This is a genomic window from Pseudomonas sp. 1121_17, assembly GCF_052850745.1.
Genome location: NZ_VXCX01000013.1, coordinates 114313 through 141176, shown reverse-complemented (window position 1 = coordinate 141176; position 26864 = coordinate 114313). Strand labels below are relative to the sequence as shown.

The following is a 26864-nucleotide window of genomic DNA, read 5'->3' as shown; positions in this document are numbered from 1 at the left end:
GGGTGAGCTCAACTGGAGCGGCCTTGCCGGGACGCCGGACCGGTCGGAAAGGGCTGCAAAGCAGCCCCCGACATACTCGAACCAGACAAAAAAATCAGAAACGAGCGCTATCAGTTGATGCTGTACCCACGCCCACTCAAACATGCCCCCAGCGAGCGCCGATACAGGTCGGCGACATTTGCCGCCGGCGCATAGCTGGCCTGGGCCGGATCGAAGCCGGACTGCTCGACAGCCCAGCGATGGCACTGATAGCGGTCCTGATCCTGCTGCTGTTGGTTTTGCCCGTAGCTTGGGTAAGCGACCACGTCATAACCACTGCTGGCCTGAAACGGTGGCACAGGCTGGCTGACCGGTGGATTCACCACCACGTACTCACGGCTGTCGGCCAGGTATTGGTAGTAGGTGTCAGCAACCAGAAAGAACAGCACGCCGCCGCGCCAGACTTCTCGCGCATACGGCGGCAGGTAGCCGACGCGCACGCCATAAGGCGGGCGCACCACCACGTAGCGCGGTCCCTGCGGCTGATACCAGTAGCCACCGGAGTAGAAATAATCGCGGCCGCGATAGGGCACTTTCCAGTGCTGCTCAGGGAAGCGGTCGATTGCCTGCCCAGGATGGTATTGCGGGCCGGGTCCCCAACCGTTGCCGTGGCCATCGGGGCGCCCTGACCAGTTGTCACCGGGACGCTGGCCGGGGCCGCCCGCCTGCCAATGGCGGTTGTCGGGGCCGCGGCGCGGTATGTCTTGGTAATAACCTTGCCGGGGTGGCTGGGTCTGGCGCACTTCATCGCGGGAGGTCAATGACGAGCCGGAACTACCGCCGCCATTCGGCTCTTGCGGCCCACGGCCATCGCCCGGCGCCTGCGCCAGCACCGCGGCGCTGATAACCATTGCCAGCACACTTACCCCTGCCAACTGCCAGCCGCGCGACCTCATGGTATTCCTCTCGACAAGTAAAACCGCAACTGCCGCCAGTTTACCGCGCAGCATGCGTGGGCAGATGAAAATCCAGCCATAAAAAAGGGAGGCCAAGTGGCCTCCCTTTGCAATTGTCGTCCGTGCTCGGCACTTGTGGCGCCGGCTCACCTCACCCCGTCTGGTAGACAGTGCGTAGCCCGGGGGCCGGCTGATCGTGTTGATCGCGGGCCGCGAGCGGCCTCCTGGGCCGGTCGCCGTGGACTGATGTCCGGGCAGTGATTCTGTTGATAAAGATACCGGCCAGAGCCCGGCACAGGATTGCGAAGATTGCTCAGATAAATAGCACTTGCGCAATTTTTAACCCTGGATTGATAATTCGCCGCAATCCGAACAGAAAAGGCCCCTTTCATGAGCAAGCTCGACCGCTACGACCTGAGCATCCTTGCCGAATTGCAGCGCGATGCGCGCATCTCCAACCAGGAACTGGCCGAACGCATCGGCCTGTCGCCCTCGCCGTGCTCGCGTCGGGTCAAGCAACTGGAAGACGACGGCTACATCTCGCGCCAGGTTGCACTGCTGGACCGCAAGAAGCTCGGCCTGAGCCTGACCGCGTATGTTCTGATCGGCATGGACCGGCACACCCCGGAGCGCTTCGAGACGTTTGAAGCCGCCGTTCGCGGCCTGCCGCAGGTGCTCGAATGCAGCCTGGTGACCGGTATGGACGCTGACTATCAACTTAAAGTGGTGGTGCCGGACATGGACCATTACCAGAAACTGCTACTGGGCAGCCTGACCCGCATCGAAGGCGTTACCAGCGTGCGTTCCAGCTTCGTGCTCAATCAGGTACTGGCCAGCACCGAGCTGCCATTGACCCACCTGCGTTAACAGCTGAGGGGCCCGGGCGTATACTCAGCCGCTTGAGCCTGCCTGGAGCGCACAGATGGATCCTGAAAAATTCGAAGAATGGATGATGATCATCCTGGTGACCATTCTCATCGGTTTCATGGGATTCATCGTCTGGGACCTGGCAAAAAAATCCAAGGCAGGCCGCTTCGGCACGCTGATCCTGTTCTTCGTGCTCGGCCTGGGCGTGCTCGCGTTCATCATCAAGAGCGTGGTGGTGGGAATGATCGAGGGCGTCTGACGCACACGCCCTGCTCATCTACAGCTTGGGCTGTGCGTCGCGCCAGCAGCCCTGATCCAACCCGTCCAGGGTCCAGTCGCCGATCTTCACCCGTACCAGACGCAAAGTCGGCAAGCCGACCGCAGCGGTCATGCGGCGCACCTGACGGTTGCGCCCTTCACGAATCACCAGCTCCAGCCAGGCCGTCGGCACGCTCTTGCGAAAGCGCACCGGCGGCTCGCGCGGCCACAACTGCGGCTCGGCCAACAGCCGCGCCTCGGCCGGCAAGGTCATGCCGTCGTTAAGCTCGACGCCCTGGCACAAGCGCTGCAATTGCTCCTCGCTCGGCTCGCCTTCAACCTGGACCCAGTAGGTCTTGGCCAGCTTGTGCTTGGGGTCGGCAATCCGCGCTTGCAGGCGACCGTCGTTGGTCAGCAACAGCAAGCCCTCGCTGTCGCGATCCAGACGCCCGGCGGGATAGATCCCAGGGATATCGATGAAATCCTTGAGGGTCGCGCGGCCGTCGCCGTCACTGAACTGGGTCAGCACGTCGAACGGCTTGTTGAACAGCACCAGACGCGGCTCGGCCGGTGGCGCCTTGGCCGGCCGGCGGAGGCCGGCGGGCCGCGGCGCTGGGGTGCGGCGCGGCTTGGAACGGGGTGGCAGGGGCATGGATCCTCAGCGGAACGGCGGCTCATCGAAGCTTCGCAGTTTACGCGAGTGCAACGAATTGAGCTCGGTACGCAGCAGATCCAGCGCGGCGATGCCGATTTTCAAGTGCTGGCTGACCGCGCGGTTGTAGAACGCATTGGCCGAACCTGGCAGCTTGATCTCGCTGTGCAGAGGTTTGTCCGACACACACAGCAAGGTCCCGTAAGGCACCCGCAGGCGATAACCCTGGGCGGCGATGGTGCCGCTTTCCATGTCGACCGCAACCGCCCGCGAGAGGTTGATCAGCGGCCGTTCCTGGGCCCAGCGCAGCTCCCAGTTGCGGTCGTCGTAGGTCAGCACGGTGCCGGTGCGCAGGCGTTTTTTCAGCTCGTCGCCGCGCTCACCGGTGACTTGCGCCGCTGCTTCCTGCAACGCCATCTGCACCTCGGCCAGGGCCGGGATAGGAATGTTCGGCGGCACCACTCGATCGAGAATGCCGTCGCGGCGCATGTAGGCATGGGCCAGCACGTAATCGCCGATGGTCTGCGACTGACGCAGGCCGCCACAGTGGCCGATCATCAGCCAGCAATGCGGGCGCAGCACGGCCAGGTGGTCGGTGATGTTCTTGGCGTTGGACGGGCCGACGCCGATGTTGACCAGGGTCACACCGTCGCCATCGGCGGCGATCAGGTGATAGGCCGGCATCTGGAAGCGGTGCCAGACCACGCTGGCCACCAGCGCCTGGGTCTCACCTTCGTTCAGGCCTTTTTCAATGACCACGTTGCCGGGCAAGACCATGCGCACAAAGCGCGGGTCGTCACGCAACTGCTCAAGGCCATGGGCGATGAACTGGTCAACGTAGCGGTGGTAGTTGGTCAGCAGGATCCATGGCTGCACATGGCGCCAGTCGCTGCCGGTGTAGTGCACCAGGCGGCGCAGCGAGAAGTCCACGCGGGCGGCGTCGAACAGCGCCAGCGGCAGATTGTCGGCATTGCTCCAGTCCCACAGGCCGTCGGCGATATCGTCGGTGGCAGCCGACAGGTCGGTGCTTGGGAACACCCGCGCCAGAGCGGCGGCGGTGATGCCGGTGCCGGCCAGTTCATCGCCCTGCTCGACCACGTACGGGTAGGGGATGTTCTGCTCGCTGACGCCGACTTCCACGGTCACCGTGTAGTCGTGCATCAGGGGCCGCAACTGGTCGAGCAGGTAACCGCGGAAGGCTTCAGGCTGGGTCACGGTGACGCTGTAGGTGCCAGCGACCTGGACCTTGCCATAGGCACGGGTGGTGGCCGCGACTTCGCCGTTGCTGTAGTAGGTCAGGCGCAAGGCTGGGTAGCGGTACAGGGCGCGCTCTTCGGCGTCCGGTTCGGTGCGGTCCTTGAGGTAACGCTTGAGGGCCTGACTCAGGGCACCGGTGGCCTGTTCATGCAGGGCCGCCAGACGGTCGACGGCCTGTTCGGGGGTATCAACGACTACAAACGCTTGGCTCACGCTGGGCTTCCTGTTTTCTGTCATGCGTGCAGCCATCTTGCCTTGCTTCGGTAGCAAATACACCCCTGCGGATGCATTAGCCTCAGCACGGCCACGGCGGCGTCGCCCGCGCGACCAGCGCCTGCACGTCGACACCGCGCGGCAAGGCGCCGTAGACCCTGCCCGAGCCGTCCAGGCGGCTGGCGATGAAGCCATCGCTGACCTGCGCATTGCCCGCTTCGAGGAGCAATTTGGCCTGCACCGCCAGGGCGATATCTTCACTCAGCTGGCGGGCGCGGTACTGGATGTCACTGGTGTCGGCCAAGGCGGTCTTGAGCCTGGCAATATGCGCCGCCAGCCGAGCGTCGCCGTGGCCATCACCCAACTCGGCGAACAACGCGTCCTGAATACCGATCTCCTTGCTCAGTGCACGCAGCACATCCAGACACTGCACATTACCCGAGCCTTCCCAGGTCGAGTTGACCGGCGCCTCGCGGTACAGCCGCGGCAGGATGCTGTCTTCGACGTAGCCCGCGCCGCCCATGCACTCCGCTGCTTCGTTGATCATCGCCGGGGCGCGCTTGCAGATCCAATACTTGCCCACCGCAGTCATCAGCCGGGCGAAATGCGCCTGCTGCGGATCTTCGAGCTGATCCAATGCCTGGCCCATGCGCAGGCTCAGCGCCAGCGCGGCCTCGCTTTCCAGGGCGAGGTCAGCGAGCACGTTCTGCATCAAGGGTTGCTCGGCCAGTAGGCGCCCACTGACCTGGCGATGGGCGCAGTGGTGTGCGGCCTGGGTCAGCGCCTGGCGCATCAGCGCGCTGGAGCCGACCATGCAGTCGAAGCGGGTCATCGCCACCATTTCGATGATGGTCGGCACGCCGCGGCCCTCTTCGCCGATCATCCACGCCAGGGCGCCGCGCAATTCGATTTCGCTGGAGGCATTGGAGCAGTTGCCCAGTTTGTTTTTCAGGCGCTGGATATAGAACTGGTTGCGGCTGTCATCGGGGCGATGGCGCGGCAGCAAAAAGCAGCTCAAGCCTTTGTCGGTCTGCGCCAGGGTCAGAAACGCATCGCACATCGGCGCCGAGCAGAACCACTTGTGCCCAACCAGCTCGTACGCCTGGCCGGGGCCACCGGCGCCGACCGGATAGGCCCGCGTGGTGTTGGCGCGCACGTCGGTGCCGCCCTGTTTTTCGGTCATGGCCATGCCGAGGGTGACACCGGCCTTGTGCCGCTCGCCGACATTGCGCGGGTCGTAGTCGCGGGCCAGCAGCTTGGGCAGCCAGTACTCGGCAAGCTCCGGCTGCACGCGCAGCGCAGGGACCGCGGCAAAGGTCATGGTCAGTGGGCAGCCGGTGCCAGCTTCAGCTTGCGAGTGCAGATAGGTCAGCCCCGCGCGGGCAACATGCGCACCAGGCTGCGGCGCGGCCCAGGGCAAGGATGGCAAGCCATGCTCGACAGCAGTGCGCATCAACTGGTGATAGGCCGGATGGAATTCGACCAGGTCGATGCGATGGCCATAGCGGTCGTGGCTGTGGAACTCGGGCTTGTGCGCGTTGGCCAGAAACCCCGCCGCCATCAGCGGCCCACCGGCCAGCGCGCCATAGCTGTCCAGCTGCGCCTGCGCCCAGCCGGCGCCAAAGCGCTGCGACCATTGCTGCAAGGGCAGATCGAGCCGGTACAGGTTGGCGCCATCCAATGAAGGCGGCTGGTTGCTGACCTGATGAGTCTCGGCGTACTGGTGCAGGTTCATGGGCGCGCTCCTGGAGCCGTGCTGGCCTTGGACTGCCAGTGAAGCACCGTTGCGCGGTCAGTCAAAGTGACGAATCGGCCTATCGCGGCGGCGCTTTACGACAGCGCCGTGCACTCAGAACCTGGCAACGCGGCCCGGCGGCGCCTGTACCTGGGCCGCGCTCAGGTTCAGGGTCAGCTCAAAACGGCTGCCAAGCCCGCGGGTCGATTCATGCGACAGGCTCGCTTCAAGCAACTCGCCCAACTGCCGGCAGATCGACAGGCCGATGCCCAGCCCGCCATAGCGCCGGGTCATTGAGCCATCGACCTGGAAGAAGCGCTGATAAAGCGTGGCCTGATCAAGGTCATCAAAACCAATGCCGCTGTCACTGACGATAAACGACAGCGCCAGGCTGTGCGGGCCAACCCGGCGGCCACGGACCTTGATCATCACCCCACCCTGCTCGGTGAACTTCAAGCCGTTGTCGACCAGGCAACGCAGGCAGCGCATCAGTTTTGGCGCATCGCCGACCAGCTCGTCGGGCAGGTCGGCCGGGATATCCAAACTCAGGTACAGGCCTTTGCTCAAGGCCAGCCCGGCAAAGCTGGCGCGCAGTTCCTGCAACTCGCGGCGCAGGTTGAACGACAACGGATGCGCACGCAGCCGGCCCGCCTGCAGTTCGGTCAGGATGAGGATGTCGTCGACCATCACCATCATGTCCTGGGCGGAGCGTGTGGCAGTGTGTTGGTACTGGCTGAGTTCGCTGTCCATCGGCAGGGTCTGCATCAGTTGCAGCGAGCCGATCACGCCGTTCATCGGCGTGCGCAACTCATGGGTCACGGTCGACAGGAACTCGTCCTTCAAACGGTTGCTGCGGGCCAGTTGCTGGTTGAGCTGCTCCAGGGTCTGGCCGGTGTCGCGCAGGGTCTGCGCCTGCTGCTCGCGCAAGCTGTTGATGCGATCGGCGAGAGCCAGCGACAGCAAGGCGACTTCCAGCGCGGAGCCGAGCTGGCTGGCGTACATGGTGATAAACACGTTGGGCAGGTAGCCCAGCACCATCAAGGTATTCACCAGCCCGCCGAGCAAAAACGCCGACCAGGCGATGATGAACCAGCGCGCCACCCGCAGCCCGCGCCACCAGGCATACAGCCCGGCACTGAAGATACTCACAGTGAACAGCAGCGCCAGCACCGTAGCCATGCGCAGAGCCACGCCGTAGCGCAGGGTCACCGCCAGCACCATGACCAGCGCGCCGCCGAGCATCAGCACTTGCAGCAGCCGGTCGAAGCCGCGGCTGAGCAAGCCCATCTGCAGGAAGTGGCGGGCAAACTGACAGCCGAACAAGCCGGCGGCACCGATGAACAGCGGGGTCGCGGCGTTTGCCCACCATGGGCTGTCCGGCCAGAAATACGCCACTCCGGCGCCGTTGACCGACACCTGGTACAAGCCGAACGAGGCTATATAGAAGATGTAATAGAGGTAGCTGACGTCGCGCACACTGATGTAGATGAACAGGTTGTACACCAGCATCACCAGCAACACGCCGTAGATCATTCCCAGCACATACAGGCGGGTAGGCTGATCTTCCATGTAGGCATTCACCGACCATAGCGTCAGCGGCGCCTGAACCGAGCCTTCGCTCTGCAGGCGCAGATACACCGTGGTCGGCTGGCCGGGCTGCAGCGGTAGTTCGAACAGGTAGTTGTTCTGCTGGATCTGCCGGCTGGCATACGGCAGGGCATCACCGGTGCGCTGCGCCAGCTTGAAATGGCCGCGGGCGTCGGCCAGGTACAGCTCGAGGTGATCGAGCGGCGGGTAGGCGAGTTCCAGCAGCCATTGCCGGGCGGCCTGGCTGGCCGGCGCGACGTAGCGCAGATCAAGGCGCAGCCAGAACACCGAGTTGGAATAACCGGCGTTGAGCACGTCTTCTTTATGGGTGACAAAACGCTCGGCAAATTCCGCCGAGCTGACCTCGGCAATGGTCGCACTGGCCGTGCGGTCTTCATACACCTGCATGATTTTGCCTAGCGGCAGACGCCGGGTCTCGTCGTCAAAATCCACAGCTGCGGCGAGCACGGGCAAGCAGCCCAGCAAGATGATCAGCAAATAGCGCATTACAGCCCCAGCATGGCCCTTTCGGTTGCGTCGCGTTGCCCCCCTTTCCCTTTGAGGCGACGTAATCCGGTAGAGCCCGTTATCGAATTATTTGTGCACTCTAGCATAGCCATCAGTGATGGCCATCAAGTCCGCATGATTTTGACCGAACGGCTCTAGCACGCAAGTTACAGGCGAAATAACCGTCCCATCCCGAGCAACGCCCTGCACTATCGACACGCGGAGCGCTTCGCCGAAATAGGTTTGGTGGTAAGCTCGCCGACCATGAATATCTACAGCTCCCGCCCCGTTGTCCTCTGTCTCTCCGGCCACGACCCCAGTGGCGGCGCCGGCCTGCAGGCAGATATCGAAGCCCTGATCGCCCAAGGCTGTCACGCCGCGCCCGCCGTGACCGCTCTGACCGTGCAGGATACCGTCAACGTCTCCGACTTCCGCGTGCTCGACCGCGAGTGGGTGCTGGCCCAGGCCAACGCCGTGCTCAACGACTCGCAGGTGGCGGCGGTGAAGCTGGGCATGCTCGGCTCGATCGAAATGGTCGACACCGTAGCCGAGCTGCTGGCCGCGCACCCGCACCTGCCGCTGGTCTGTGACCCGGTACTGCGCGCTGGCGGCGGTGGTCGGCTGGGCAAGGATGAAGTCGGCTATGCCGTGCGCGAACGGCTGTTGCCGCTGGCGACCATCGCCACGCCCAACCTGCCCGAGGCACGCATTCTCGCCGAGCTGCCGGAAGGCACTGCCGACGAGTGCGCAGCCAAGCTGCTGCCGTTCTGCAAAAACCTGTTGATTACCGGCGGCCACGGTGACGAAGACGCCATTCATAACCGCCTGTACAGCCGCGATGGCAGCAGCCAGACCTGGCTCTGCCAGCGCTTGCCGGGCAGCTATCACGGTTCCGGTTGCACCTTGGCCAGCGCCCTGGCCGGTCGCCTGGCCCTTGGCGAAGAACTGCAAAGCGCCGTACGCAGCGCTCTAGACTACACCTGGCGGACTCTGCGCGACGCCGAACAACTGGGCCGTGGCCAATTCGTGCCGCGCCGCCTGCCGCTGGATTTCTGTTCCTGAGCTACGCACACGAGGCCTGACATGAAGCTACGCGGTCTGTACGCGATCACCGACAGCCAGCTGCTCGCTGGCCGCTTTGAATCCCATGTAGAAGCGGCGCTGGCCGGCGGTGTGCGCCTGCTGCAATACCGCGACAAGAGCGACGATGCGGCCAAGCGCCTGCGCGAAGCCGAAGCCTTGAAGGTGCTCTGCGAGCGTTACGGCACCCAACTGATCATCAACGACGACGCCGAGCTGGCCGCGCGCCTGGGCGTCGGCGTGCACCTGGGCCAGACCGACGGCCCGCTGACACCTGCCAGAGCCTTGCTCGGGCGCAATGCAATCATCGGCTCGACCTGTCACGCTCAACTCGAGCTGGCCGAGCAGGCCGCCCGTGAAGGCGCCAACTATGTCGCTTTCGGGCGCTTTTTCAACTCCGTGACCAAACCCGGCGCGCCGGCTGCCAGCCTGGAGTTGCTGGCCCAGGCCCGCGCCACGGTGAAACTGCCGATCGCCGTGATCGGCGGCGTCACCCTCGACAACGCCCCGGCATTGATCGACCACGGCGCCAACCTGCTGGCCGTCATTCATGGCCTGTTTGCGGCTGACGACGCCCACGAAGTCACCCGCCGGGCCCGCGCGTTCAACGCGCTGTTCGCTTCCTGAATTCGAGAGAAAACCATGTCCCGTTCCGAACTCCTTTTTGCCCAGGCCCAGAAGCACATCCCCGGTGGCGTCAACTCGCCGGTGCGTGCCTTCAAGAGCGTCGGTGGCACGCCGCTGTTCTTCAAGCACGCCCAGGGCGCCTACGTCATCGATGAAGACGACAAGCGCTACGTCGACTATGTCGGCTCGTGGGGGCCGATGATTCTCGGCCACAGCCACCCGGACGTGCTCGACTCGGTGCGCAAGCAACTCGAGCATGGCTTGTCGTACGGCGCGCCGACCGCGATGGAAACCGAGATGGCCGACCTGGTCTGCTCGCTGGTGCCGTCGATGGATATGGTGCGTATGGTCAGCTCCGGCACCGAAGCGACCATGAGCGCCATTCGCCTGGCCCGTGGCTACACCGGCCGCGACGCTATCATCAAGTTCGAAGGCTGCTACCACGGCCACTCCGACAGCCTGCTGGTCAAAGCCGGCTCCGGCCTGCTGACCCAGGGCGTGCCGAGTTCGGCCGGGGTCCCGGCAGACTTTGCCAAGCACACCCTGACCCTGCCGTTCAACGACCTCGCCGAAGTCGAAAAGACCCTCGCCGAAGTCGGCCAGAGCGTCGCCTGTATCATCGTCGAGCCGGTTGCCGGCAACATGAACTGCGTACCGCCGGCGCCGGGCTTTCTTGAAGGCCTGCGCGAGCAGTGCGACAAGCATGGCGTGGTGTTGATCTTCGACGAAGTGATGACTGGCTTCCGGGTATCGCTGGGCGGCGCCCAGGGTCATTACGGCATCACCCCGGACCTGTCTACCTTCGGCAAGATCGTCGGTGGCGGCATGCCGGTCGGCTGCTTCGGCGGCAAGCGCGCGATCATGGAATGCATCGCCCCGCTCGGCCCGGTGTACCAGGCCGGTACCCTGTCGGGTAACCCACTGGCCATGGCCGCCGGCCTGACTACCCTCAAGCTGATCAGCCGTCCGGGCTTCCACGATGAGCTGAGCCGCTTCACCAGCAACCTGCTCGACGGCCTGCAACAGCGCGCCGATGCTGCGGGCGTGCCGTTTGTCACCACTCAAGCGGGTGGTATGTTTGGCCTGTATTTCACCGGCGCGGACGATATCGTCACCTTCGACGACGTCATGGCCAGCGACACCGAGCGCTTCAAGCGCTTCTTCCACCTGATGTTGGAAGGCGGTGTGTACCTGGCGCCAAGCGCGTATGAGGCTGGTTTCACCTCGATCGTGCATGGCGATACCGAGCTGAAAATCACTTTGGATGCGGCCGAGCGGGCGTTTGCCAAACTGAAGTAAATCAGCGCGGCTGAGGGCCTATTCGCGGCGGTCCGGCGCGAATAGGCCCCCGCAGCCCCACCTTCAACAGAAAATCGAGTAAAACTTTGTAAGGTTGGCGCTGCTTATCCCATAATGTGCCACCAGAGACATCGGACAGCTTGCAGAGGTAAGTCGATCCCCATGAACCGCACCGGCCGCGCCCTGACCCTGGGCTGCCTGTTGCTCCTTCAGCCCCTGCTGGCCTTGGCAGAGGGCGGCAACTCGTTGCTGATTCCAGCGACGGGCCGCTGCACTCTCAACGTTCAGCCAGAGGACCTGCAGAACGCCCTCAAGACGTGCGAGCACACTGCCGAGTCTGGGGATGCCCAGGCGCAGTACGAGCTGGGCGAGTTCTACTACAGCGGTAACGGCGAGCAAGCCGCACGCGACCTCAACAAAGCCCTCAACTGGTTCCAGCAAGCCTCGTTGCAAGGCCATGCTCAGGCCCAGTATCGGCTTGGCTCGATGTTCTTCCATGGTGAAGGGGTCAAGGCCAACAACGTCCAGGCGTACATTCTGCTGAAGATGGCCGCGGTCAACGGTGCCGAGGATGCCCTCGACCTGGCTGACGAGGTCACCGAGCAGATGCCCCGCGACGAACTTGAGCACGCCACCCAGGTGCTCGGCCAGATCTTCCGCAAATACCTGCTCGAACTGCAGAACGCCGAAGGCCGCAGCCCTTTCGCCCCGCTGCCGTAAGGATTATTTGGTAGGTATTGGCATCGGGAACGGCATCACGTTGCCGGTGATCTTGGCTTCGCTGATCTTCGCCGTACCCAACCGCTCGACTTCATCGATGCGCACGATCGAGTGCATCGGCACGAAGCTGCGGATCACTCCCTCAAACTGCGCCTTGAGCTTTTCTTCGCTCGGATCGACCACCACCTGGGTGCGCTCGCCGAAGACGAACTCTTCGATTTCGAGAAAACCCCAGAGGTCGCTCTGGAAGATCTGCTTGGCATACATTTCGAAGACCTGCCCCTGATTGAGGAAGATCACTTTGTAGATCGCGGGTTCGCTTTTGCTCATGATCGGCGTATAGGCACACTGGTCTGAAAATGGCCCGCATCATAGCAGAGCCCGGCCCATTGCGAGGCCTCACAAGGCACCGAAGGCGGGTCAATTGGTCGGCAAAAGCGCCAGCACCGACCCTTGATCGTTTCAGTGCTTTCGCCACTGTCAGACAAGGGTTATTCTTGAGTTCACCTCTATAGCCGGCGAGCGGCCTAAAACGACCTTGAACGCACCCATAGAACCCCATCGTTTCATCCTCGAACCCTTCGAGGCCCATCGTTTCGCCAACCTGTGTGGCCAGTTCGACGAGCACCTGCGGCTCATCGAGCAGCGTCTGTCCATCCAGATCCGCAACCGCGGCAACCAGTTCGAACTGGTCGGCGAACCCAAGACCACCTCCGCTGCCGAACAGCTGCTGCGCCGCCTCTATCGTGAGACCAAGGCCACCGAGCTGTCGCCGGAAACGGTCCACCTGTACCTGCAAGAGTCGGCGGTCGAACACATCGCCAACCCGGCGGTCAACGAGGTCAGCGTTTCGCTGCGCACGCGCAAGGGCAAGATCACCCCGCGCGGTGCCAACCAGCAACGCTACGTCAAAGAGATCCTCGCCAACGACATCAACTTCGGTGTTGGCCCGGCCGGTACCGGCAAGACCTACCTTGCCGTAGCCTGCGCAGTCGATGCGCTGGAGCGCGAACAGGTGCGGCGCATCCTGCTGGTGCGTCCGGCGGTCGAAGCGGGCGAAAAGCTCGGTTTCCTGCCCGGCGACCTGTCGCAGAAAATCGACCCGTACCTGCGACCGCTGTACGACGCTCTCTACGAGATGCTCGGTTTCGAGCACGTGGCCAAGCTGATCGAGCGCCAGGTCATCGAGATCGCACCGCTGGCGTACATGCGCGGTCGCACCTTGAACAACAGCTTCATCATCCTCGACGAGAGCCAGAACACTACGCTCGAGCAGATGAAGATGTTCCTCACCCGGATCGGCTTCGGCTCGACTGCGGTCATCACCGGTGACATCACCCAGGTCGACCTGCCACGCGGCACCAAGTCGGGCCTGACCCATGTCATCGATGTGCTCAAGGACGTGCAGGGCATCAGCTTTACCCACTTCCAGTCCAAGGACGTCGTGCGTCACCCATTGGTGCAGCGCATCGTCGAGGCCTACGACCGTTTCGAGAGCCGCCAGGCCGAGGCCCCCGCACGCGATGCTTGAACTCGACCTGCAACGGGCTACCGATGCGGCCAGCCCTGATGACGCCGACTTCCGCCGCTGGTGTGAGCTGGCCTTGCGCCAGCGCACTGCCGATTCGGAAATGACCATTCGCCTGGTCGATGAAACCGAAGGCCGTGAGCTCAATCACACCTACCGTCATAAAGATTACGCAACCAATGTGTTGTCATTTCCTGCCGACGTCCCCGACGAGCTGCTCGACATTCCCCTGCTGGGCGATCTGGTGATCTGCGTGGCCGTGGTCGAGCGCGAAGCGGCCGAACAGGGCAAGGCACTTGAAGCACATTGGGCACACCTGGTTATCCATGGTTGCCTGCATCTGCTTGGCTACGATCATATCGATGATGACGAAGCCGAAGAGATGGAAGCACTGGAACGAACATTGCTGGCAGAACTGGGTCACCCTGACCCGTATGCCGACGACCACCTCCCTACTACCGATATCAGCAAGGAACACGAGTAACCGCCATGAGCGAAGACCGATCGAGCAACGGGCAAAAGTCCTGGCTGGGCAAACTGACCCAGGCTTTTGCCCATGAGCCGAAAAACCGCCAGGAGCTCCTCGAGCTGCTGCGCGAAGCCCATCAGAACAAGCTGCTCGACAGCGAAGCGCTGACCATCGTCGAAGGTGCAATTCAGGTCGCCGACCTGCAGGTACGCGACATCATGGTGCCGCGCTCGCAGATGATCAGCATCAAGGCCAGCCAGACCCCGCGCGAGTTTCTGCCGTCGGTGATCGATGCCGCGCACTCGCGTTATCCGGTGGTCGGCGAAAGCCATGACGATGTGCTCGGGATCCTCCTGGCCAAGGATCTGCTGCCGCTGATCCTTCAGGAGAACGGCGACAGCTTCAATATCAAGGATCTGCTGCGCCCGGCCACCTTCGTGCCGGAGTCCAAGCGCCTGAATGTGCTGCTGCGCGAGTTTCGCGCCAACCACAACCACATGGCCGTGGTGATCGACGAATACGGTGGTGTTGCCGGCCTGGTCACCATCGAAGACGTGCTTGAGCAGATCGTCGGCGACATCGAAGACGAACACGATGTCGAAGAAGACAGCTACATCAAGCCGCTGCCAAGCGGCGACTTCCTGGTCAAGGCGCTGACGCCGATCGAGAACTTCAACGAGTTCTTCGACAGCGAGTTCTCCGATGACGAGTTCGACACCGTCGGCGGCCTGGTGATGAGTGCTTTCGGTCACCTGCCCAAGCGCAACGAAACCACCGAAATCGGCGCGTATCGCTTCCGCGTGCTCAACGCCGACAGCCGCCGCGTGCACTTGCTGCGCCTGACCCCGATTAGCCGTTAAGGAACACCATGCGTTGGATCACCCGCCCCGGCTGGCCCGGTAACCTGCTGGCCATGGCGGCCGGCGCGTCTACCCTGCTGGCCCTGTCGCCGTTCGACCTGTGGCCGCTGGCCCTGCTTGCCGTCGGCCTGTTCTACGCTGGCCTGCGCGAGCTGAGCCCACGCCAGGCCATGGGTCGCGGCTGGTGCTTCGGCTTCGGCCTGTACGGCGCCGGTACCAGCTGGATCTACATCAGCATGACCACCTACGGCGGCGCCTCGCCGTTGTTGGCGGTACTGCTGCTGGTGGCATTCTTTGCCGCCATTGCCTGGTTCTTTGCCCTACCCGCCTGGCTCTGGGCGCGCTGGCTGCGCCGCAACGAAGCGCCGCTAGCCGACGCCTTGTGCTTTGCCGCGCTGTGGCTGCTGCAAGAGGCCTTCCGCGGCTGGTTCCTGACCGGCTTCCCGTGGCTGTACTCCGGTTACAGCCAGCTGCATGGCCCGCTGGCCGGCCTCGCGCCGCTCGGCGGGGTGTGGCTGATCTCGTTTGCCCTGGCCCTCAGCGCTGCATTGCTGTGCAACCTGCACCGGCTGCGCGCACGCCCGGCATTCATGGCAGTTGGCGCACTGTTGCTGGTGGCGCCATGGGTGCTCGGCATCGCCCTCAAGGACCACGCCTGGACGCGCCCTGCCGGCGAGCCGCTGAGCGTCGCCGCCGTGCAAGGCAATGTCGAGCAGGATCTGAAGTGGGACCCAGCGCACATCGACGCGCAACTGGCGCTGTACCGCGACATGAGCTTTACCTCCAAGCGAGTGGATCTGCTGGTCTGGCCCGAGACGGCCGTGCCGGTCCTCAAGGATCAGGCCCAGGGCTACATCGACGTGATGGGGCGCTTTGCCGCCGAACGCAACTCGGCATTGATTACCGGGGTACCGGTGCGTGAAGTGGTGCATCAGCAACGACGCTACTTCAACGGCATCACCGTGACCGGTGAAGGCGATGGCACCTACCTCAAGCAGAAGCTGGTGCCGTTTGGCGAGTACGTGCCGCTGCAGGACATGCTGCGCGGGGCGATCGAGTTCTTCAACCTGCCGATGTCGGACTTCGCCCGCGGCCCGGCCGACCAGGCGCTGCTGCAGGCCAAGGGTTATCAGATCGCTCCGTACATTTGCTACGAAGTGGTCTACCCCGAGTTTGCCGCCAGCCTGGCGGCGCGCAGCGATCTGCTCCTGACCATCAGCAACGATACCTGGTTCGGCACCTCGATCGGCCCGCTGCAGCACCTGCAGATGGCGCAGATGCGTGCGCTTGAAGCAGGGCGCTGGATGATCCGTGCGACGAACAATGGCGTTACCGCGCTGATCGACCCGTTTGGCCGTATTACTGCGCAGATTCCGCAGTTCCAGCAGGCGGTTCTGTATGGCGAAGTGGTGCCGATGCAGCAACTGACGCCGTACCTGCAATGGCGCTCGTGGCCGCTGGCGATTGTTTGTCTGTTGCTGATGGGCTGGGCGTTGGCGGCCAGGCGCATAGCCAAAACCGTGTGAGCAAACCGCGCAACACCTGCCTGCGCGGTCCACTGTAGGAGCGGTGTAATGAGCGCAAGGCGCATTGCCTCAGTAGAACAGCCGATAACCGATCATACCCGCCACCTCATTGAGCAATTGCCCGCTCTGCCACATCGCCCTGCTTTCAGGCAACAGCCCGGCAAACGGCCTCGCATGATCCTGGCCAAGGAAGCCCACCGGCGCCGGCACTACCTCGAAGCCTGCCTGCTCGAAGCTCCAGCGCGAACGCCGCATATGCCAGGCCTGGGTCACTACCACCACCCGACGAATGCCCAACGGCTGTAACAGTTGCGCGCTCATCTGGGCGTTTTCCCAGGTAGTACGGCTGGCCTGCTCCTGCCACTTCACCGTAACGCCAAAGTCGTCGCGCAGCCGATCGGCCATCAATTGCGCCTCGCTGGGCGGGGTACCGTAGTGCAAGCCACCGCTGGTCAACACCGGCAAGCCAGAGGCCTTGGCCAATTGCGCGGCGTAGCGCATGCGTTCAAGTGCGTGCCCGGTAGGCTGATCCTGACCACCCCAGGCAGGGTCGCCGCGCTCGCGGCCGGCGCCGAGCACCACGATCGCATCTGCCCGCTGGGCCAGCCCCGACCACTGCGCCAGGCTCAGCGGCATTTCGGTTTCCAGCTGGCGCGCGACCTGCTCCACCACCAGCGGCAGACTCATCAGCCATAGGCCGCCCAGCCCCAACGTAAAGCAGGCAAACGCCAGCCGCGGCCGGCGCTTGCGCAACCACCACGCGGCCAGCAGCAAGATGAACAGCAAGCCAGGCGGCATCAGCCACTGCTTGATAAAGAATCGAATAGGCATTGCCTGCACCTCCTGTGAAGGCGTGCAGACTAAGAGGATCGACACCGAGCGACAAGTAGCGCCCGGCGCCGATCATGCTATGTAGATGATTGAACCGGCGCGCGGCGTCTTGCGCGCCAGCAGGCCAGCACGGTTACCGATGCGGCAGCGTCCTGGATCTGACCGGGGCGACGGAGCGCTTCCTGTCCTTGAGCCAGATGATCTTGGCTGAGCTCGGCTCCGCTGGTTTGACGGCAGCGGCGCTGGCAATGCGGCTCTCTGGAAAGGTCTCCAGATAGGCCTTGATCACTTCGAACTCTGCGGGGCTCAGGCCACGCAACTCAAGTTCCGCTGGCATCTCGTCACGCAATCGCACCGCCGTGCGGGCAGCTTCCAACGCCAGCCCAAGGCGGTCGATCAAGCGCTCATACAGCTCCGGTTTGCTTGCGGGTAACTGCGACTCTCCCATCCGTTCACCTCATTGAAGATAACGATATCTCCCCCCACACCTGAGCTTAGCGGCGTTGTGCAAAGCAGCAGAGCGCTGCGACCAACGGCCCCCGGCGCCGCTGCGGGCCAATTGGGTTTCCCACGATACACAGCGCTCATGTATGCTACGGCGTTCACTCTCACCGACACCGGAGTGCCGGATGCAGCGAGGTTCCGCTGCCGGGAACAAGGTCTTCTCTCTCTCAGCCAAAAGTAGCCATGCACGAACAATACACGCCCCGTGACATAGAAGCCGCCGCCCAGAAATCCTGGGACGAGCAACAATCGTTCGCTGTTACCGAACAGCCAGGCAAAGACACCTTCTATTGCCTATCGATGTTCCCGTACCCGAGCGGCAAGCTACACATGGGCCACGTGCGCAACTACACCATTGGTGACGTGATCGCGCGCTACCAGCGCATGCTCGGCAAGAACGTGCTGCAGCCGATGGGCTGGGACGCCTTCGGCATGCCGGCGGAAAACGCCGCGATGAAGAACAACGTCGCCCCGGCCAAGTGGACCTTTGAGAACATCGACTACATGAAGACCCAGCTCAAGAGCCTGGGCCTGGCCATCGACTGGTCGCGTGAAGTCACCACCTGCAAACCGGACTACTACCGCTGGGAACAGTGGCTGTTCACCCGTCTGTTCGAAAAAGGCGTCATCTACCGCAAGAACGGTACGGTCAACTGGGACCCTGTCGATCAGACGGTACTGGCCAACGAACAGGTTATCGACGGCCGCGGCTGGCGTTCGGGCGCGCTGATCGAAAAGCGCGAAATCCCGATGTACTACTTCCGCATCACCGCATACGCAGACGAGCTGCTGGAAAGCCTCGACGAGTTGCCGGGCTGGCCTGAGCAGGTCAAGACCATGCAGCGCAACTGGATCGGCAAGTCGCGCGGGATGGAAGTGCAGTTCCCCTATGACCAGGCAAGCATTGGTCATGCCGGCGCACTTAAAGTCTTCACCACCCGCCCCGACACGCTGATGGGCGCGACCTACGTCGCCGTCGCTGCCGAGCACCCGCTGGCGACCCAGGCTGCCCAGGGCAACCCGGCGCTGCAGGCGTTCATCGACGAATGCAAAGGCGGCAGCGTTGCCGAGGCCGACATGGCCACCCAGGAAAAGAAAGGCTTGGCCACTTCGCTGTTCGTCGAGCATCCGCTGACCGGTGAGAAACTGCCGGTCTGGGTCGCCAACTATGTGCTGATGCACTACGGCGACGGTGCTGTCATGGCGGTGCCGGCCCACGACGAGCGTGACTTCGAGTTCGCCCAGAAGTACTCGCTGCCGATCAAGGCCGTGGTGCGCACCAGCGCTGGCGACGAAGTCGGCAGCACCTGGGAAGCCGCCTACGGCGAGCACGGCACTCTGATCAACTCCGGCGCCTTTGACGGCCTCGACTTCGCTGGCGCGTTCGACGCCATCGAAGCCGCACTGATCAGCAAGGAGCTGGGCAAATCGCGCACGCAGTTCCGTCTGCGCGACTGGGGCATCAGCCGCCAGCGCTACTGGGGCTGCCCGATCCCGATCATCCACTGCCCATCGTGCGGCGACGTGCCGGTGCCGGAAGACCAACTGCCAGTCACCCTGCCAGAGAACGTTGTACCCGATGGCGCCGGTTCGCCACTGGCACGCCTGCCTGAGTTCTATGAATGCAGCTGCCCCAAGTGCGGCGCTGCGGCCAAGCGCGAAACCGACACCATGGACACCTTTGTCGAGTCGTCCTGGTACTTCGCCCGTTACGCCTCGCCGAACTACGAAGGTGGCATGGTCGACCCGAAAGCGGCCAACCACTGGCTGCCGGTCGATCAGTACATCGGTGGTATCGAGCACGCCATCCTGCACCTGCTGTATGCGCGCTTCTTCCACAAGCTGATGCGCGATGAAGGCCTGGTCACATCGAACGAGCCGTTCAAGAACCTGCTGACCCAGGGCATGGTCGTTGCCGAAACCTATTACCGCGTAGCCAGCAATGGCGGCAAGGACTGGTTCAACCCGGCTGATGTCGAGCTGGAGCGCGACAGCAAGGCCAAGGTCATCAGTGCTCGCCTCAAGACCGACGGCCTGCCGGTGGAAATCGGCGGCACCGAGAAGATGTCCAAGTCGAAGAACAACGGCGTCGATCCACAGTCGATGATCGACGTCTACGGCGCCGACACCTGCCGCCTGTTCATGATGTTCGCCTCGCCGCCGGACATGAGCCTGGAATGGTCCGATTCCGGCGTTGAAGGCGCAAGCCGCTTCCTGCGTCGCGTCTGGCGCCTGGCCCAGGCCCACGTGAGCCTCGGCTTGCCGGGCAAGCTGGACACTGCGGCACTGGATGACGGGCAAAAGGCGATCCGCCGCGCGATTCACCTGGCGATCAAGCAAGCCAGCACCGACGTTGGCCTGCACCATAAATTCAACACTGCCATCGCCCAGGTGATGACCGTGATGAACGTGCTGGAAAAAGCCCCGACCGCTACCGCCCAGGACCGTGCCCTGCTGCAGGAAGGCCTGGAAGCAGTCACCCTGCTGCTGGCGCCGATCACCCCGCACATCAGCCATTCGCTGTGGCAGCACCTGGGCCACAGCGAGGCGGTGATCGACGCTACCTGGCCGAGCGTGGATGAAAGCGCCCTGGTGCAAGACAGCGTGACGCTGGTGGTACAGGTCAACGGCAAGCTGCGTGGTCAGGTCGAAATGCCCGCCACTGCCAGCCGCGAAGAAGTCGAAGCTGCGGCGCGCACCAACGAAAACGTGGTGCGCTTCACCGACGGCCTGACCATTCGCAAGGTCATCGTGGTTCCAGGCAAACTGGTCAACATCGTCGCCAACTGATGGCAACGCTCGCCCGCATGCACTGCGGGCGAGCGGAATCGGCCCACAAGGGAGCTTCAACATGATCAAACGCAATCTGCTGGTAATGGGCCTGGCCGTCATGCTCAGCGCCTGCGGTTTCCAGCTGCGCGGCACCGGCACTACCGAGCTGACCATCAAGGAACTTGATGTCAGCGCGCGTGACGCCTACGGCCAGACCGTTACCCAACTGCGCCAGGTACTTGAGCGCAGCGGCGTCAGCCTGCGCAGCGGTGCGCCGTATCGCCTGTCGCTCGACAACGAGCAGCAGACCCAGCGCGCAGTCACCTACAGCAGCGGCAGTCGCTCGGCCGAGTACGAACTCACCACCGTGCTCAACTACAGCATCAACGGCCTGAACAACGTGCCGCTGCTCAGCGACAAGCTCGAAGTGCGCAAGATCTACGTGCGTGACGGCGACAACATCACCGGTTCCGACCAGGAAGGCACCCAGACCCGCGACGAGATGCGCCGTGATCTGGTCCAGGCCATGGTCGTACGCTTGCAGATGCTGACCCCAGCTCAACTCGACGAACTGCAGCAGCAAGCGGATCAACGTGCCAAGGCTGAAGCCGAAGCCGCCGCAGCCGCGCAGCGCTATCGTGATGAAACCCCGCAGCAGTCGCCACTGGAAATCCCGGGCACCTAAGCCCGTGCGGGGCACCGCCAGGTGCCCCGACCTCTGCTCATGAAGCTCGCCCCCGCCCAACTCAACAAGCATCTGCAAGGTACTCTTGCGCCTGTCTATATCGTCAGCGGCGATGACCCGCTGCTGTGCCAGGAGGCCGCCGACGCGATTCGCGCCGCCGCCCGCCAGCAGGGTTTTGACGAGCGCCAGGTGTTTAGTGCCGATGCCAACTTCGACTGGGGTACGCTGCTGCAAGCCGGTGCCAGCCTGTCGCTGTTTGCCCAGCGACGCCTGCTCGAGCTGCGCCTGCCCTCGGGCAAGCCTGGTGACAAGGGCGCGGCGGCGCTGATCGAGTACTGCTCGCGGCCCGCTGAAGACACGTTGCTGTTGATCAGCCTGCCCAAGCTCGACGGCAGTGCGCAGAAAACCAAATGGGGCAAGGCGCTGGTCGAGGGTAGTCAGTGCCAGTTCATCCAGATCTGGCCGATCGATGCGCAGCAGTTGCCACAGTGGATCAATCAGCGCTTGGCCCAGGCCGGGCTGTCGGCCCAGCGGGATGCGGTCGACCTGATTGCGGCGCGGGTCGAGGGCAACCTGCTCGCAGCCGCCCAAGAGATCGAAAAGCTCAAGCTGCTCGCCGAAGGCAACCAGATCACCGTCGAAACCGTGCAGAGCGCGGTGGCCGACAGTGCTCGCTTCGATGTGTTTGGCCTGGTCGATGCGATTCTCAAGGGTGATGCTGGCCATGCGCTGCGCATGCTTGAAGGCCTGCGCGGTGAGGGCGTCGAGCCACCAGTAATTCTCTGGGCGCTGGCCCGCGAGCTGCGCCTGCTGGCGGGTATTGCCTTGCAGTTCAGCCAGGGCATCCCGCTGGACAAAGCCTTCAGCCAGGCGCGTCCGCCGGTATGGGACAAGCGCCGGCCACTGGTCAGCAAGGCCCTGCAACGGCTGTCGGCGCAGCGCTGGGCGCAGTTGCTGCAGGATGCCCAGCGGATTGATGCGCAGATCAAGGGCCAGGCGCCTGGTTCGCCTTGGACTGGGTTGTCGCGGTTGGCGCTGTTGATGGCTGGGCAGCGATTGGTGCTCCCATCGGAATAGCTGGGGCCGCTTTGCGGCCGCAATAATCTCAGCTATATACATAATCAATTGGCCCCACCCGGCGCCAAGCCCTAAAGTCCGCTCCGCACACCCACCCAAGCCGGGGAACCCCGCCATGAGCAAAAAGCCGCAAAAGCACCGCCCCAACAAAGCCAAGTCGATCATTGCCCAGCCGCTGTTTCGCAGCCGCCAGGAGCAACCAGACAAGGGCAAAGGCAGCTACCGCCGCGAAGCCTTCCAATCGAGAGATTGGGAGGCTTCTTACTTTTTGGCCGCATGAAAGCATCCAGCGCGCAGGCATGATATGGTCGCTACCTGACCTGTAATTCCTGGATCTGTGCATGTCCCTCAGTCTGTTCCCACGCTGGCAACCACGCCAGCTGATCGCGGCCTCCAGCCTTATCCTGCTGGTCGCCTGTGCGGAAAAACCTACCGCCGCCGACGCCGTGCCACTGGCCCCTGCCCAGCCCGCACCGGTGGTTACCCTGCCCACCAGCAACGCCGACATCAATGCTGAAATTCAGCCAGTGCAGAGCTTTGCCCAGTGGCAGGCCGGTTTCCGTCAACAAGCGTTGCAGGCCGGCATTGATGCCGGGCTGTTCGACCGCGTGTTTGCCGGTGTCACGCCGGACATGGACGTGATCAAGGCCGATCGCAGCCAGCCCGAGTTCAGCCGCCCGGTGTGGGAATACCTCGACGGCGCGCTGTCGCCGCTGCGGGTGCGCAACGGCAAGAAGCTGCTGGAACAGAACGCCGAGCTGCTCACGCGCCTGGAACAACGCTATGGCGTGGACCGCCAGGTGCTGGTGTCGGTGTGGGGCATGGAGAGCAACTTCGGCCAGTTCCAGGGCAGCAAATCGGTAATCCGCTCGCTGGCGACCCTGGCCTATGAAGGCCGCCGGCCGCAGTTTGCCCAGGACCAGTTGATCGCGGCGCTGCAGATCCTGCAGAACGGTGACATTCTGCCTGAGGCCATGCGTGGCTCGTGGGCCGGGGCGATGGGCCAGACCCAGTTCATCCCGACCACCTACAACACCCATGCCGTCGACTTCGACGGCGACGGCCGCCGCGACATCTGGAACAGTACAGCCGATGCCCTCGCATCGACCGCGCATTACCTGCAAAGCTCGGGCTGGAAGCGTGGCCAACCGTGGGGCTTCGAAGTCCAGGTGCCGGCCGATTTCGACTTCTGGATCGCCGATGGCGCCCAGCGCAAGACCGTCAGTGAATGGCTGCAACTGGGCGTCAAGCTGCCCAATGGCACCCAGCTGCCAGCGGGCAGCAATCAACTCTCGGCGGCTCTGCTGCTGCCGGCCGGCGCCCGCGGCCCGGCGTTCCTGGTGCTGGACAACTTCCGCGCCATCCTTAAGTACAACAACTCGTCGTCCTACGCGCTGGCGGTGAGCCTGCTGGGCGATCGTTTCTCCGGATGGGGCTTCATTGCCGGTAGCTGGCCAAAGGATGACTTGCCATTGAGCCGCAGCGAGCGCATCGAGCTGCAGAACCTGCTCAATGCCCGCGGCTATGACGCGGGCAATGCCGACGGTATCATCGGTGCCAATACCCGCAAGGCCATCCGTACAGCTCAGCAGGCGCAGAACATGCCCGCTGACGGCTACCCGACGCACAAGCTGCTCGAGAGTTTGCGTCAGTAGTGAGATTGCCGGGGGCTGCTCGCAGCCCTTTCGCGACACAAGGCCGCTCCTACAGTTGACCGCGTAAAATTGACGTGCGCGGCCAACTGTAGGAGCGGCCTTGTGTCGCGATAGGGGCGCAAAGCGCCCCCGGCAATTTCAAGCCCTGAACAAATCCTGTTGCAGCACCAGCGTCTGCCTCTCGCTGTCGAGCCGCACCTGAGCGCCCAGCGGCAGGCACAGGTTCGGATCGCAATGGCCACTACGCCAGCCGGCCAGTACCGGCACATCCAGCGGCGCAAAAATGTCCTGCAACAGCGGCGTCAGGGCGGCTACGGTAATCCCGGCAAAGTCCCCCACCAACACCCCACGCACGCCCTGCAGCTTGCCTGCCAGGCGCAATTGCGTGAGCAGCCGGTCAACCCGGTACAACGGCTCGTTGACGTCTTCGATAAACAGAATGGCGCCGTCAGTATCGATCTCCCCAAGCGTACCCAGCGTCGCCCCGAGCATCGACAGATTGCCGCCCAGCAGGCGCCCGCTGGCAACCCCTGGCAGCACTGTGGTCAAGGGATAAGCATGGGGATGGACGAGTGCATCGCCCGGCCCCACTTCACCGCGCAATTGCCGCAGCAGCGAGCTGACTGTCGGTTCAAGCTTGCCGCCCAGCAGGTCGGCGTTGAGCATGCCACCGTGAAAACTGACCAACCCGCAGTAGCGGTTGATCGCGGTGTGCAGCGCGGTGATGTCGCTGTAGCCAATCAATGGTTTGGGGTTGCGGGCAATCAGCTCGAAATCGATCTGGTCGAGCAAACGCATGCTGCCGTAGCCTCCGCGCATGCACAGGATGGCATCCACCTGGGGGTCGGCGAATGCAGCATGCAGGTCGTCCAGCCTTTGCTGGTCGGTACCGGCCAGATAACCCTGACTGCTGCTCACGCTGGGGTATAGCCGGCAGTGGTAGCCACGCTCGCTGAACCACTGCCGGGCCTGGTCGGCATCCAGCCGCGCCGGCCCTGCCGGGGCAATCACCGCAAAACAGGCATTCGCTGCCAGCTTTCGCGGCAATAGTGAACCTAGGTGTTCAGCACAGTCCATCCAGCAACTCCTTGAAAGCATTTGCAGATCAGTGGGCAGCAACAATGGGCCAGCCCGAGATCGTTGCCCACAGGGTACAGATACCCCAACAAAAATGCCGATGGCACCTCACGGCGCGCATCGGCATTGGCCCAGCGGATCAGCTTACAGCTTGATCTTGGCTTCGTGCGCCTGCTGGTCAGCGTGGTACGAGGAACGCACCAGCGGCCCGGAGGCGACGTTCTTGAAGCCCATCTTGTGGCCTTCTTCAGCGAACCAGGCAAAGGTGTCCGGGTGCACGAAGCGCTGCACCGGCAAGTGGCTGCGCGATGGCTGCAGGTACTGGCCGAGGGTCAGCATGTCGATGTCATGCTCGCGCATGCGCTGCATCACTTCGATCACTTCTTCGTCGGTTTCGCCTAGGCCGAGCATCAGGCCAGACTTGGTCGGTACGTGCGGCACCAGTTGCTTGAACTTCTGCAGCAGGTCCAGCGACCAGTCGTAGTCCGAACCCGGACGCGCGGCCTTGTACAGGCGCGGTACCGTTTCCAGGTTGTGGTTGAACACATCTGGCGGCTCTTGAGCGGTGATCGCCAGGGCCACGTCCATGCGCCCGCGGTAGTCCGGCACCAGGGTCTCGAGCTGCACGCCCGGGGACAGCTTGCGGATCTCGCGAATGCAGTCGGCGAAGTGCTGGGCACCGCCGTCACGCAGGTCGTCGCGGTCTACCGAGGTGATCACCACGTACTTCAGACGCAGGTCGGCGATAGCCACGGCAAGGTTCATCGGCTCGTCGGCATCCAGTGCTTTCGGCCGGCCATGGCCGACGTCACAGAACGGACAACGACGGGTGCAGATGTCACCCATGATCATGAAGGTGGCGGTACCACCCGAGAAGCATTCACCCAGGTTCGGGCACGAGGCTTCTTCGCAGACACTGTGCAGCTTGTGCTTGCGCAGCAGTTGCTTGATACGGTCGACTTCCGGCGAAACCGGGATACGCACGCGGATCCAGTCAGGTTTCTTCGGCAGCTCGTCGGTTGGGATGATCTTTACCGGGATGCGCGCGACCTTGTCGGCGCCACGCAGCTTGACCCCGGCTTCGACCTTCTTCGGCGCCGGGCGCGGGGTCACGTCATGGGTGGTGATCAGGTTCGGCACGGCTTCTTGCACAGTTGTCATATTCAGTCGATTCCGCCCGTAAGGGTCGTCTGCTCAGCATAGTCGAGGTGCTTGACCAGCTGTCCACGCAGCCTTGTCCTGACCTCGGTGAGTTCGATCGGACCTGCCAGATCACGCAGCTGGGTCATCGCCAGCCCCGCATAGCCGCAGGGATTGATTCGGCGGAATGGCGCAAGGTCCATGTCCACGTTCAGAGCAAGGCCGTGAAAGGTACGGCCGTTGCGGATTCGCAAGCCGAGCGAGGCGATCTTGGCCCCGTCAACATAGACTCCGGGCGCATCGGCCTTGGCCGCCGCCACAACGTCATAACTGGCCAGCAGATCGATCAGGCTGTTTTCGATCCTGGTAACCAGTTCACGCACGCCAAAACCAAGCCGGCGCACATCAAGTAACAGGTAAGCCACCAATTGCCCGGGGCCATGGTAGGTCACCTGGCCACCGCGGTCGCTCTGCACCACCGGGATATCACCCGGCACCAGCAGGTGCTCGGCCTTGCCGGCCTGTCCCTGGGTGAACACCGGCGGGTGCTCGACCAGCCAGACTTCGTCCAGGCTGTCGGCACCGCGCTGCTCGGTAAAACGCCGCATGGCCTCCAGCACCGGTTCATAGGGCTGCAGGCCAAGCTCGCGGATACCGAGGCTGGCCGGCATCAGAGCACCATTTTCACAATGCCGGTAGCACGCAGGGCGCTGTTGATATCGTGCAACTGGTCTTCGCTGGTCGCCACGATGTGCAATTGCACGGTGGTGTACTTGCCTTCCTTGCTCTGGCGCTCGGCCAGGGTCGACATGTCGACCTCAGCGTGTTTCTTCAAAATCTCGATGACCGTGTTCTTGAAATTGACCACGGTATCGCCGATCACCTTGATTGGGTAATCAGCACAGGGGAATTCGATTTTGTGCGACTTGACGTCAGCTTCGCTCATGCGGAAACGGCCTCGTAAGCCGTGGCAACAACAACGCTCCCGCCGATTTGGCGGGAG

Annotated in this window: 27 protein-coding genes; 15 read left to right on the top strand and 12 right to left on the bottom strand. The window is 63.2% G+C overall.

The window, feature by feature from the left end; translation table 11 throughout:
• Nucleotides 1–110: 110 nt before the first annotated feature.
• A complete protein-coding gene (locus FW789_RS21140; protein WP_446431976.1) occupies nucleotides 111–935 on the bottom strand; it encodes a DUF6515 family protein in 825 nt (274 codons plus the stop codon).
• Between the two features lie 390 nt (nucleotides 936–1325).
• On the opposite strand from FW789_RS21140, the gene FW789_RS21135 reads away from it, so the two are divergent.
• Both FW789_RS21135 and FW789_RS21130 read left to right on the top strand, forming a co-directional pair.
• Complete coding sequence (locus FW789_RS21135) at nucleotides 1326–1802, top strand: Lrp/AsnC family transcriptional regulator (RefSeq protein ID WP_186701560.1); 477 nt, start codon at nucleotides 1326–1328, stop codon at nucleotides 1800–1802.
• A 55-nt stretch (nucleotides 1803–1857) separates the two neighbouring features.
• Nucleotides 1858–2061: a DUF2788 domain-containing protein gene (locus FW789_RS21130; RefSeq protein WP_101322238.1), complete on the top strand. Its 204-nt coding sequence runs from the start codon at nucleotides 1858–1860 to the stop codon at nucleotides 2059–2061.
• Between the two features lie 18 nt (nucleotides 2062–2079).
• Here FW789_RS21130 and FW789_RS21125 read toward each other — a convergent pair whose 3' ends face one another.
• From FW789_RS21125 to FW789_RS21110, 4 genes are all read right to left on the bottom strand, one after another.
• Nucleotides 2080–2712 carry a pseudouridine synthase gene (locus tag FW789_RS21125; protein ID WP_446431975.1) on the bottom strand — a complete coding sequence of 211 codons (633 nt, stop codon included), beginning with the start codon at nucleotides 2710–2712 and terminating at the stop codon, nucleotides 2080–2082.
• 6 nt (nucleotides 2713–2718) lie between these two features.
• The gene (gene amn / locus FW789_RS21120; protein WP_181003751.1) at nucleotides 2719–4206 is read right to left on the bottom strand and encodes an AMP nucleosidase; all 1488 of its coding nucleotides are present in this window, start codon (nucleotides 4204–4206) and stop codon (nucleotides 2719–2721) included.
• Nucleotides 4207–4264: 58 nt separating this feature from the next.
• Nucleotides 4265–5917, bottom strand: coding sequence for an acyl-CoA dehydrogenase family protein (locus tag FW789_RS21115; RefSeq protein ID WP_103435095.1), 1653 nt, complete (start codon nucleotides 5915–5917; stop codon nucleotides 4265–4267).
• 114 nt (nucleotides 5918–6031) lie between these two features.
• Complete coding sequence (locus FW789_RS21110; RefSeq protein WP_446431974.1) at nucleotides 6032–8011, bottom strand: sensor histidine kinase; 1980 nt, start codon at nucleotides 8009–8011, stop codon at nucleotides 6032–6034.
• A 264-nt stretch (nucleotides 8012–8275) separates the two neighbouring features.
• Between FW789_RS21110 and FW789_RS21105 the strand changes: the two genes are divergently transcribed.
• The 4 genes from FW789_RS21105 (at nucleotide 8276) to FW789_RS21090 (ending at nucleotide 11737) form a co-directional block, all read left to right on the top strand.
• Complete coding sequence (locus FW789_RS21105) at nucleotides 8276–9073, top strand: hydroxymethylpyrimidine/phosphomethylpyrimidine kinase (RefSeq protein WP_188036722.1); 798 nt, start codon at nucleotides 8276–8278, stop codon at nucleotides 9071–9073.
• A 21-nt stretch (nucleotides 9074–9094) separates the two neighbouring features.
• The gene (gene thiE, locus FW789_RS21100; protein ID WP_103435098.1) at nucleotides 9095–9718 is read left to right on the top strand and encodes a thiamine phosphate synthase; all 624 of its coding nucleotides are present in this window, start codon (nucleotides 9095–9097) and stop codon (nucleotides 9716–9718) included.
• Between the two features lie 15 nt (nucleotides 9719–9733).
• Entirely contained in the window at nucleotides 9734–11017 is a 1284-nt protein-coding gene (hemL, locus tag FW789_RS21095; protein ID WP_446431973.1) for a glutamate-1-semialdehyde 2,1-aminomutase, read from the top strand.
• A gap of 162 nt (nucleotides 11018–11179) precedes the next feature.
• Nucleotides 11180–11737: a tetratricopeptide repeat protein gene (locus FW789_RS21090; protein ID WP_103435099.1), complete on the top strand. Its 558-nt coding sequence runs from the start codon at nucleotides 11180–11182 to the stop codon at nucleotides 11735–11737.
• Nucleotides 11738–11740: 3 nt separating this feature from the next.
• Here FW789_RS21090 and FW789_RS21085 read toward each other — a convergent pair whose 3' ends face one another.
• On the bottom strand, nucleotides 11741–12067 hold the full coding sequence (locus FW789_RS21085) for a DUF1820 family protein (RefSeq protein WP_101322247.1): 327 nt from the start codon (nucleotides 12065–12067) through the stop codon (nucleotides 11741–11743).
• Between the two features lie 208 nt (nucleotides 12068–12275).
• On the opposite strand from FW789_RS21085, the gene FW789_RS21080 reads away from it, so the two are divergent.
• Genes FW789_RS21080 through lnt form a run of 4 tightly spaced genes read left to right on the top strand, consistent with a single transcriptional unit; the run spans nucleotide 12276 to nucleotide 16120 of the window.
• Nucleotides 12276–13268 carry a PhoH family protein gene (locus FW789_RS21080; protein WP_101322248.1) on the top strand — a complete coding sequence of 331 codons (993 nt, stop codon included), beginning with the start codon at nucleotides 12276–12278 and terminating at the stop codon, nucleotides 13266–13268.
• Nucleotides 13261–13749, top strand: a complete 489-nt coding sequence (ybeY, locus tag FW789_RS21075) for an rRNA maturation RNase YbeY (RefSeq protein WP_103435100.1) — start codon at nucleotides 13261–13263, stop codon at nucleotides 13747–13749. Before FW789_RS21080 ends, ybeY begins: the two co-directional genes overlap by 8 nt.
• Before the next feature lie 5 nt (nucleotides 13750–13754).
• A complete protein-coding gene (locus tag FW789_RS21070) occupies nucleotides 13755–14594 on the top strand; it encodes an HlyC/CorC family transporter (protein ID WP_101322250.1) in 840 nt (279 codons plus the stop codon).
• 8 nt (nucleotides 14595–14602) lie between these two features.
• Nucleotides 14603–16120 (top strand): apolipoprotein N-acyltransferase, encoded by a 1518-nt coding sequence (gene lnt, locus FW789_RS21065; protein ID WP_103435101.1) that lies wholly within the window; start codon nucleotides 14603–14605, stop codon nucleotides 16118–16120.
• A gap of 69 nt (nucleotides 16121–16189) precedes the next feature.
• Here lnt and FW789_RS21060 read toward each other — a convergent pair whose 3' ends face one another.
• Both FW789_RS21060 and FW789_RS21055 read right to left on the bottom strand, forming a co-directional pair.
• Nucleotides 16190–16951, bottom strand: coding sequence for a YdcF family protein (locus FW789_RS21060; protein WP_446431972.1), 762 nt, complete (start codon nucleotides 16949–16951; stop codon nucleotides 16190–16192).
• 133 nt (nucleotides 16952–17084) lie between these two features.
• On the bottom strand, nucleotides 17085–17399 hold the full coding sequence (locus FW789_RS21055; protein ID WP_103435103.1) for a hypothetical protein: 315 nt from the start codon (nucleotides 17397–17399) through the stop codon (nucleotides 17085–17087).
• Nucleotides 17400–17638: 239 nt separating this feature from the next.
• Between FW789_RS21055 and leuS the strand changes: the two genes are divergently transcribed.
• The 5 genes from leuS to FW789_RS21030 all read left to right on the top strand — a co-directional run bounded on the left by leuS (nucleotide 17639) and on the right by FW789_RS21030 (nucleotide 23644).
• Nucleotides 17639–20245 (top strand): leucine--tRNA ligase, encoded by a 2607-nt coding sequence (gene leuS, locus FW789_RS21050; protein ID WP_186701552.1) that lies wholly within the window; start codon nucleotides 17639–17641, stop codon nucleotides 20243–20245.
• A 61-nt stretch (nucleotides 20246–20306) separates the two neighbouring features.
• The gene (locus tag FW789_RS21045; RefSeq protein WP_103435105.1) at nucleotides 20307–20912 is read left to right on the top strand and encodes an LPS-assembly lipoprotein LptE; all 606 of its coding nucleotides are present in this window, start codon (nucleotides 20307–20309) and stop codon (nucleotides 20910–20912) included.
• A 39-nt stretch (nucleotides 20913–20951) separates the two neighbouring features.
• A complete protein-coding gene (holA, locus tag FW789_RS21040) occupies nucleotides 20952–21989 on the top strand; it encodes a DNA polymerase III subunit delta (protein WP_411562530.1) in 1038 nt (345 codons plus the stop codon).
• Nucleotides 21990–22104: 115 nt separating this feature from the next.
• A complete protein-coding gene (gene arfA, locus FW789_RS21035) occupies nucleotides 22105–22269 on the top strand; it encodes an alternative ribosome rescue factor ArfA (RefSeq protein ID WP_103435107.1) in 165 nt (54 codons plus the stop codon).
• A 61-nt stretch (nucleotides 22270–22330) separates the two neighbouring features.
• On the top strand, nucleotides 22331–23644 hold the full coding sequence (locus FW789_RS21030) for a lytic murein transglycosylase (protein WP_186701551.1): 1314 nt from the start codon (nucleotides 22331–22333) through the stop codon (nucleotides 23642–23644).
• 138 nt (nucleotides 23645–23782) lie between these two features.
• Here FW789_RS21030 and FW789_RS21025 read toward each other — a convergent pair whose 3' ends face one another.
• The 4 genes from FW789_RS21025 to FW789_RS21010 all read right to left on the bottom strand — a co-directional run bounded on the left by FW789_RS21025 (nucleotide 23783) and on the right by FW789_RS21010 (nucleotide 26807).
• Nucleotides 23783–24721 (bottom strand): S66 peptidase family protein, encoded by a 939-nt coding sequence (locus tag FW789_RS21025; protein WP_446431971.1) that lies wholly within the window; start codon nucleotides 24719–24721, stop codon nucleotides 23783–23785.
• A gap of 144 nt (nucleotides 24722–24865) precedes the next feature.
• A complete protein-coding gene (gene lipA / locus FW789_RS21020; RefSeq protein WP_101322260.1) occupies nucleotides 24866–25882 on the bottom strand; it encodes a lipoyl synthase in 1017 nt (338 codons plus the stop codon).
• Between the two features lie 2 nt (nucleotides 25883–25884).
• Nucleotides 25885–26532, bottom strand: coding sequence for a lipoyl(octanoyl) transferase LipB (gene lipB, locus FW789_RS21015; protein WP_103435110.1), 648 nt, complete (start codon nucleotides 26530–26532; stop codon nucleotides 25885–25887).
• Entirely contained in the window at nucleotides 26532–26807 is a 276-nt protein-coding gene (locus tag FW789_RS21010; protein WP_101322262.1) for a DUF493 domain-containing protein, read from the bottom strand. Before FW789_RS21010 ends, lipB begins: the two co-directional genes overlap by 1 nt.
• Nucleotides 26808–26864: the final 57 nt, after the last annotated feature.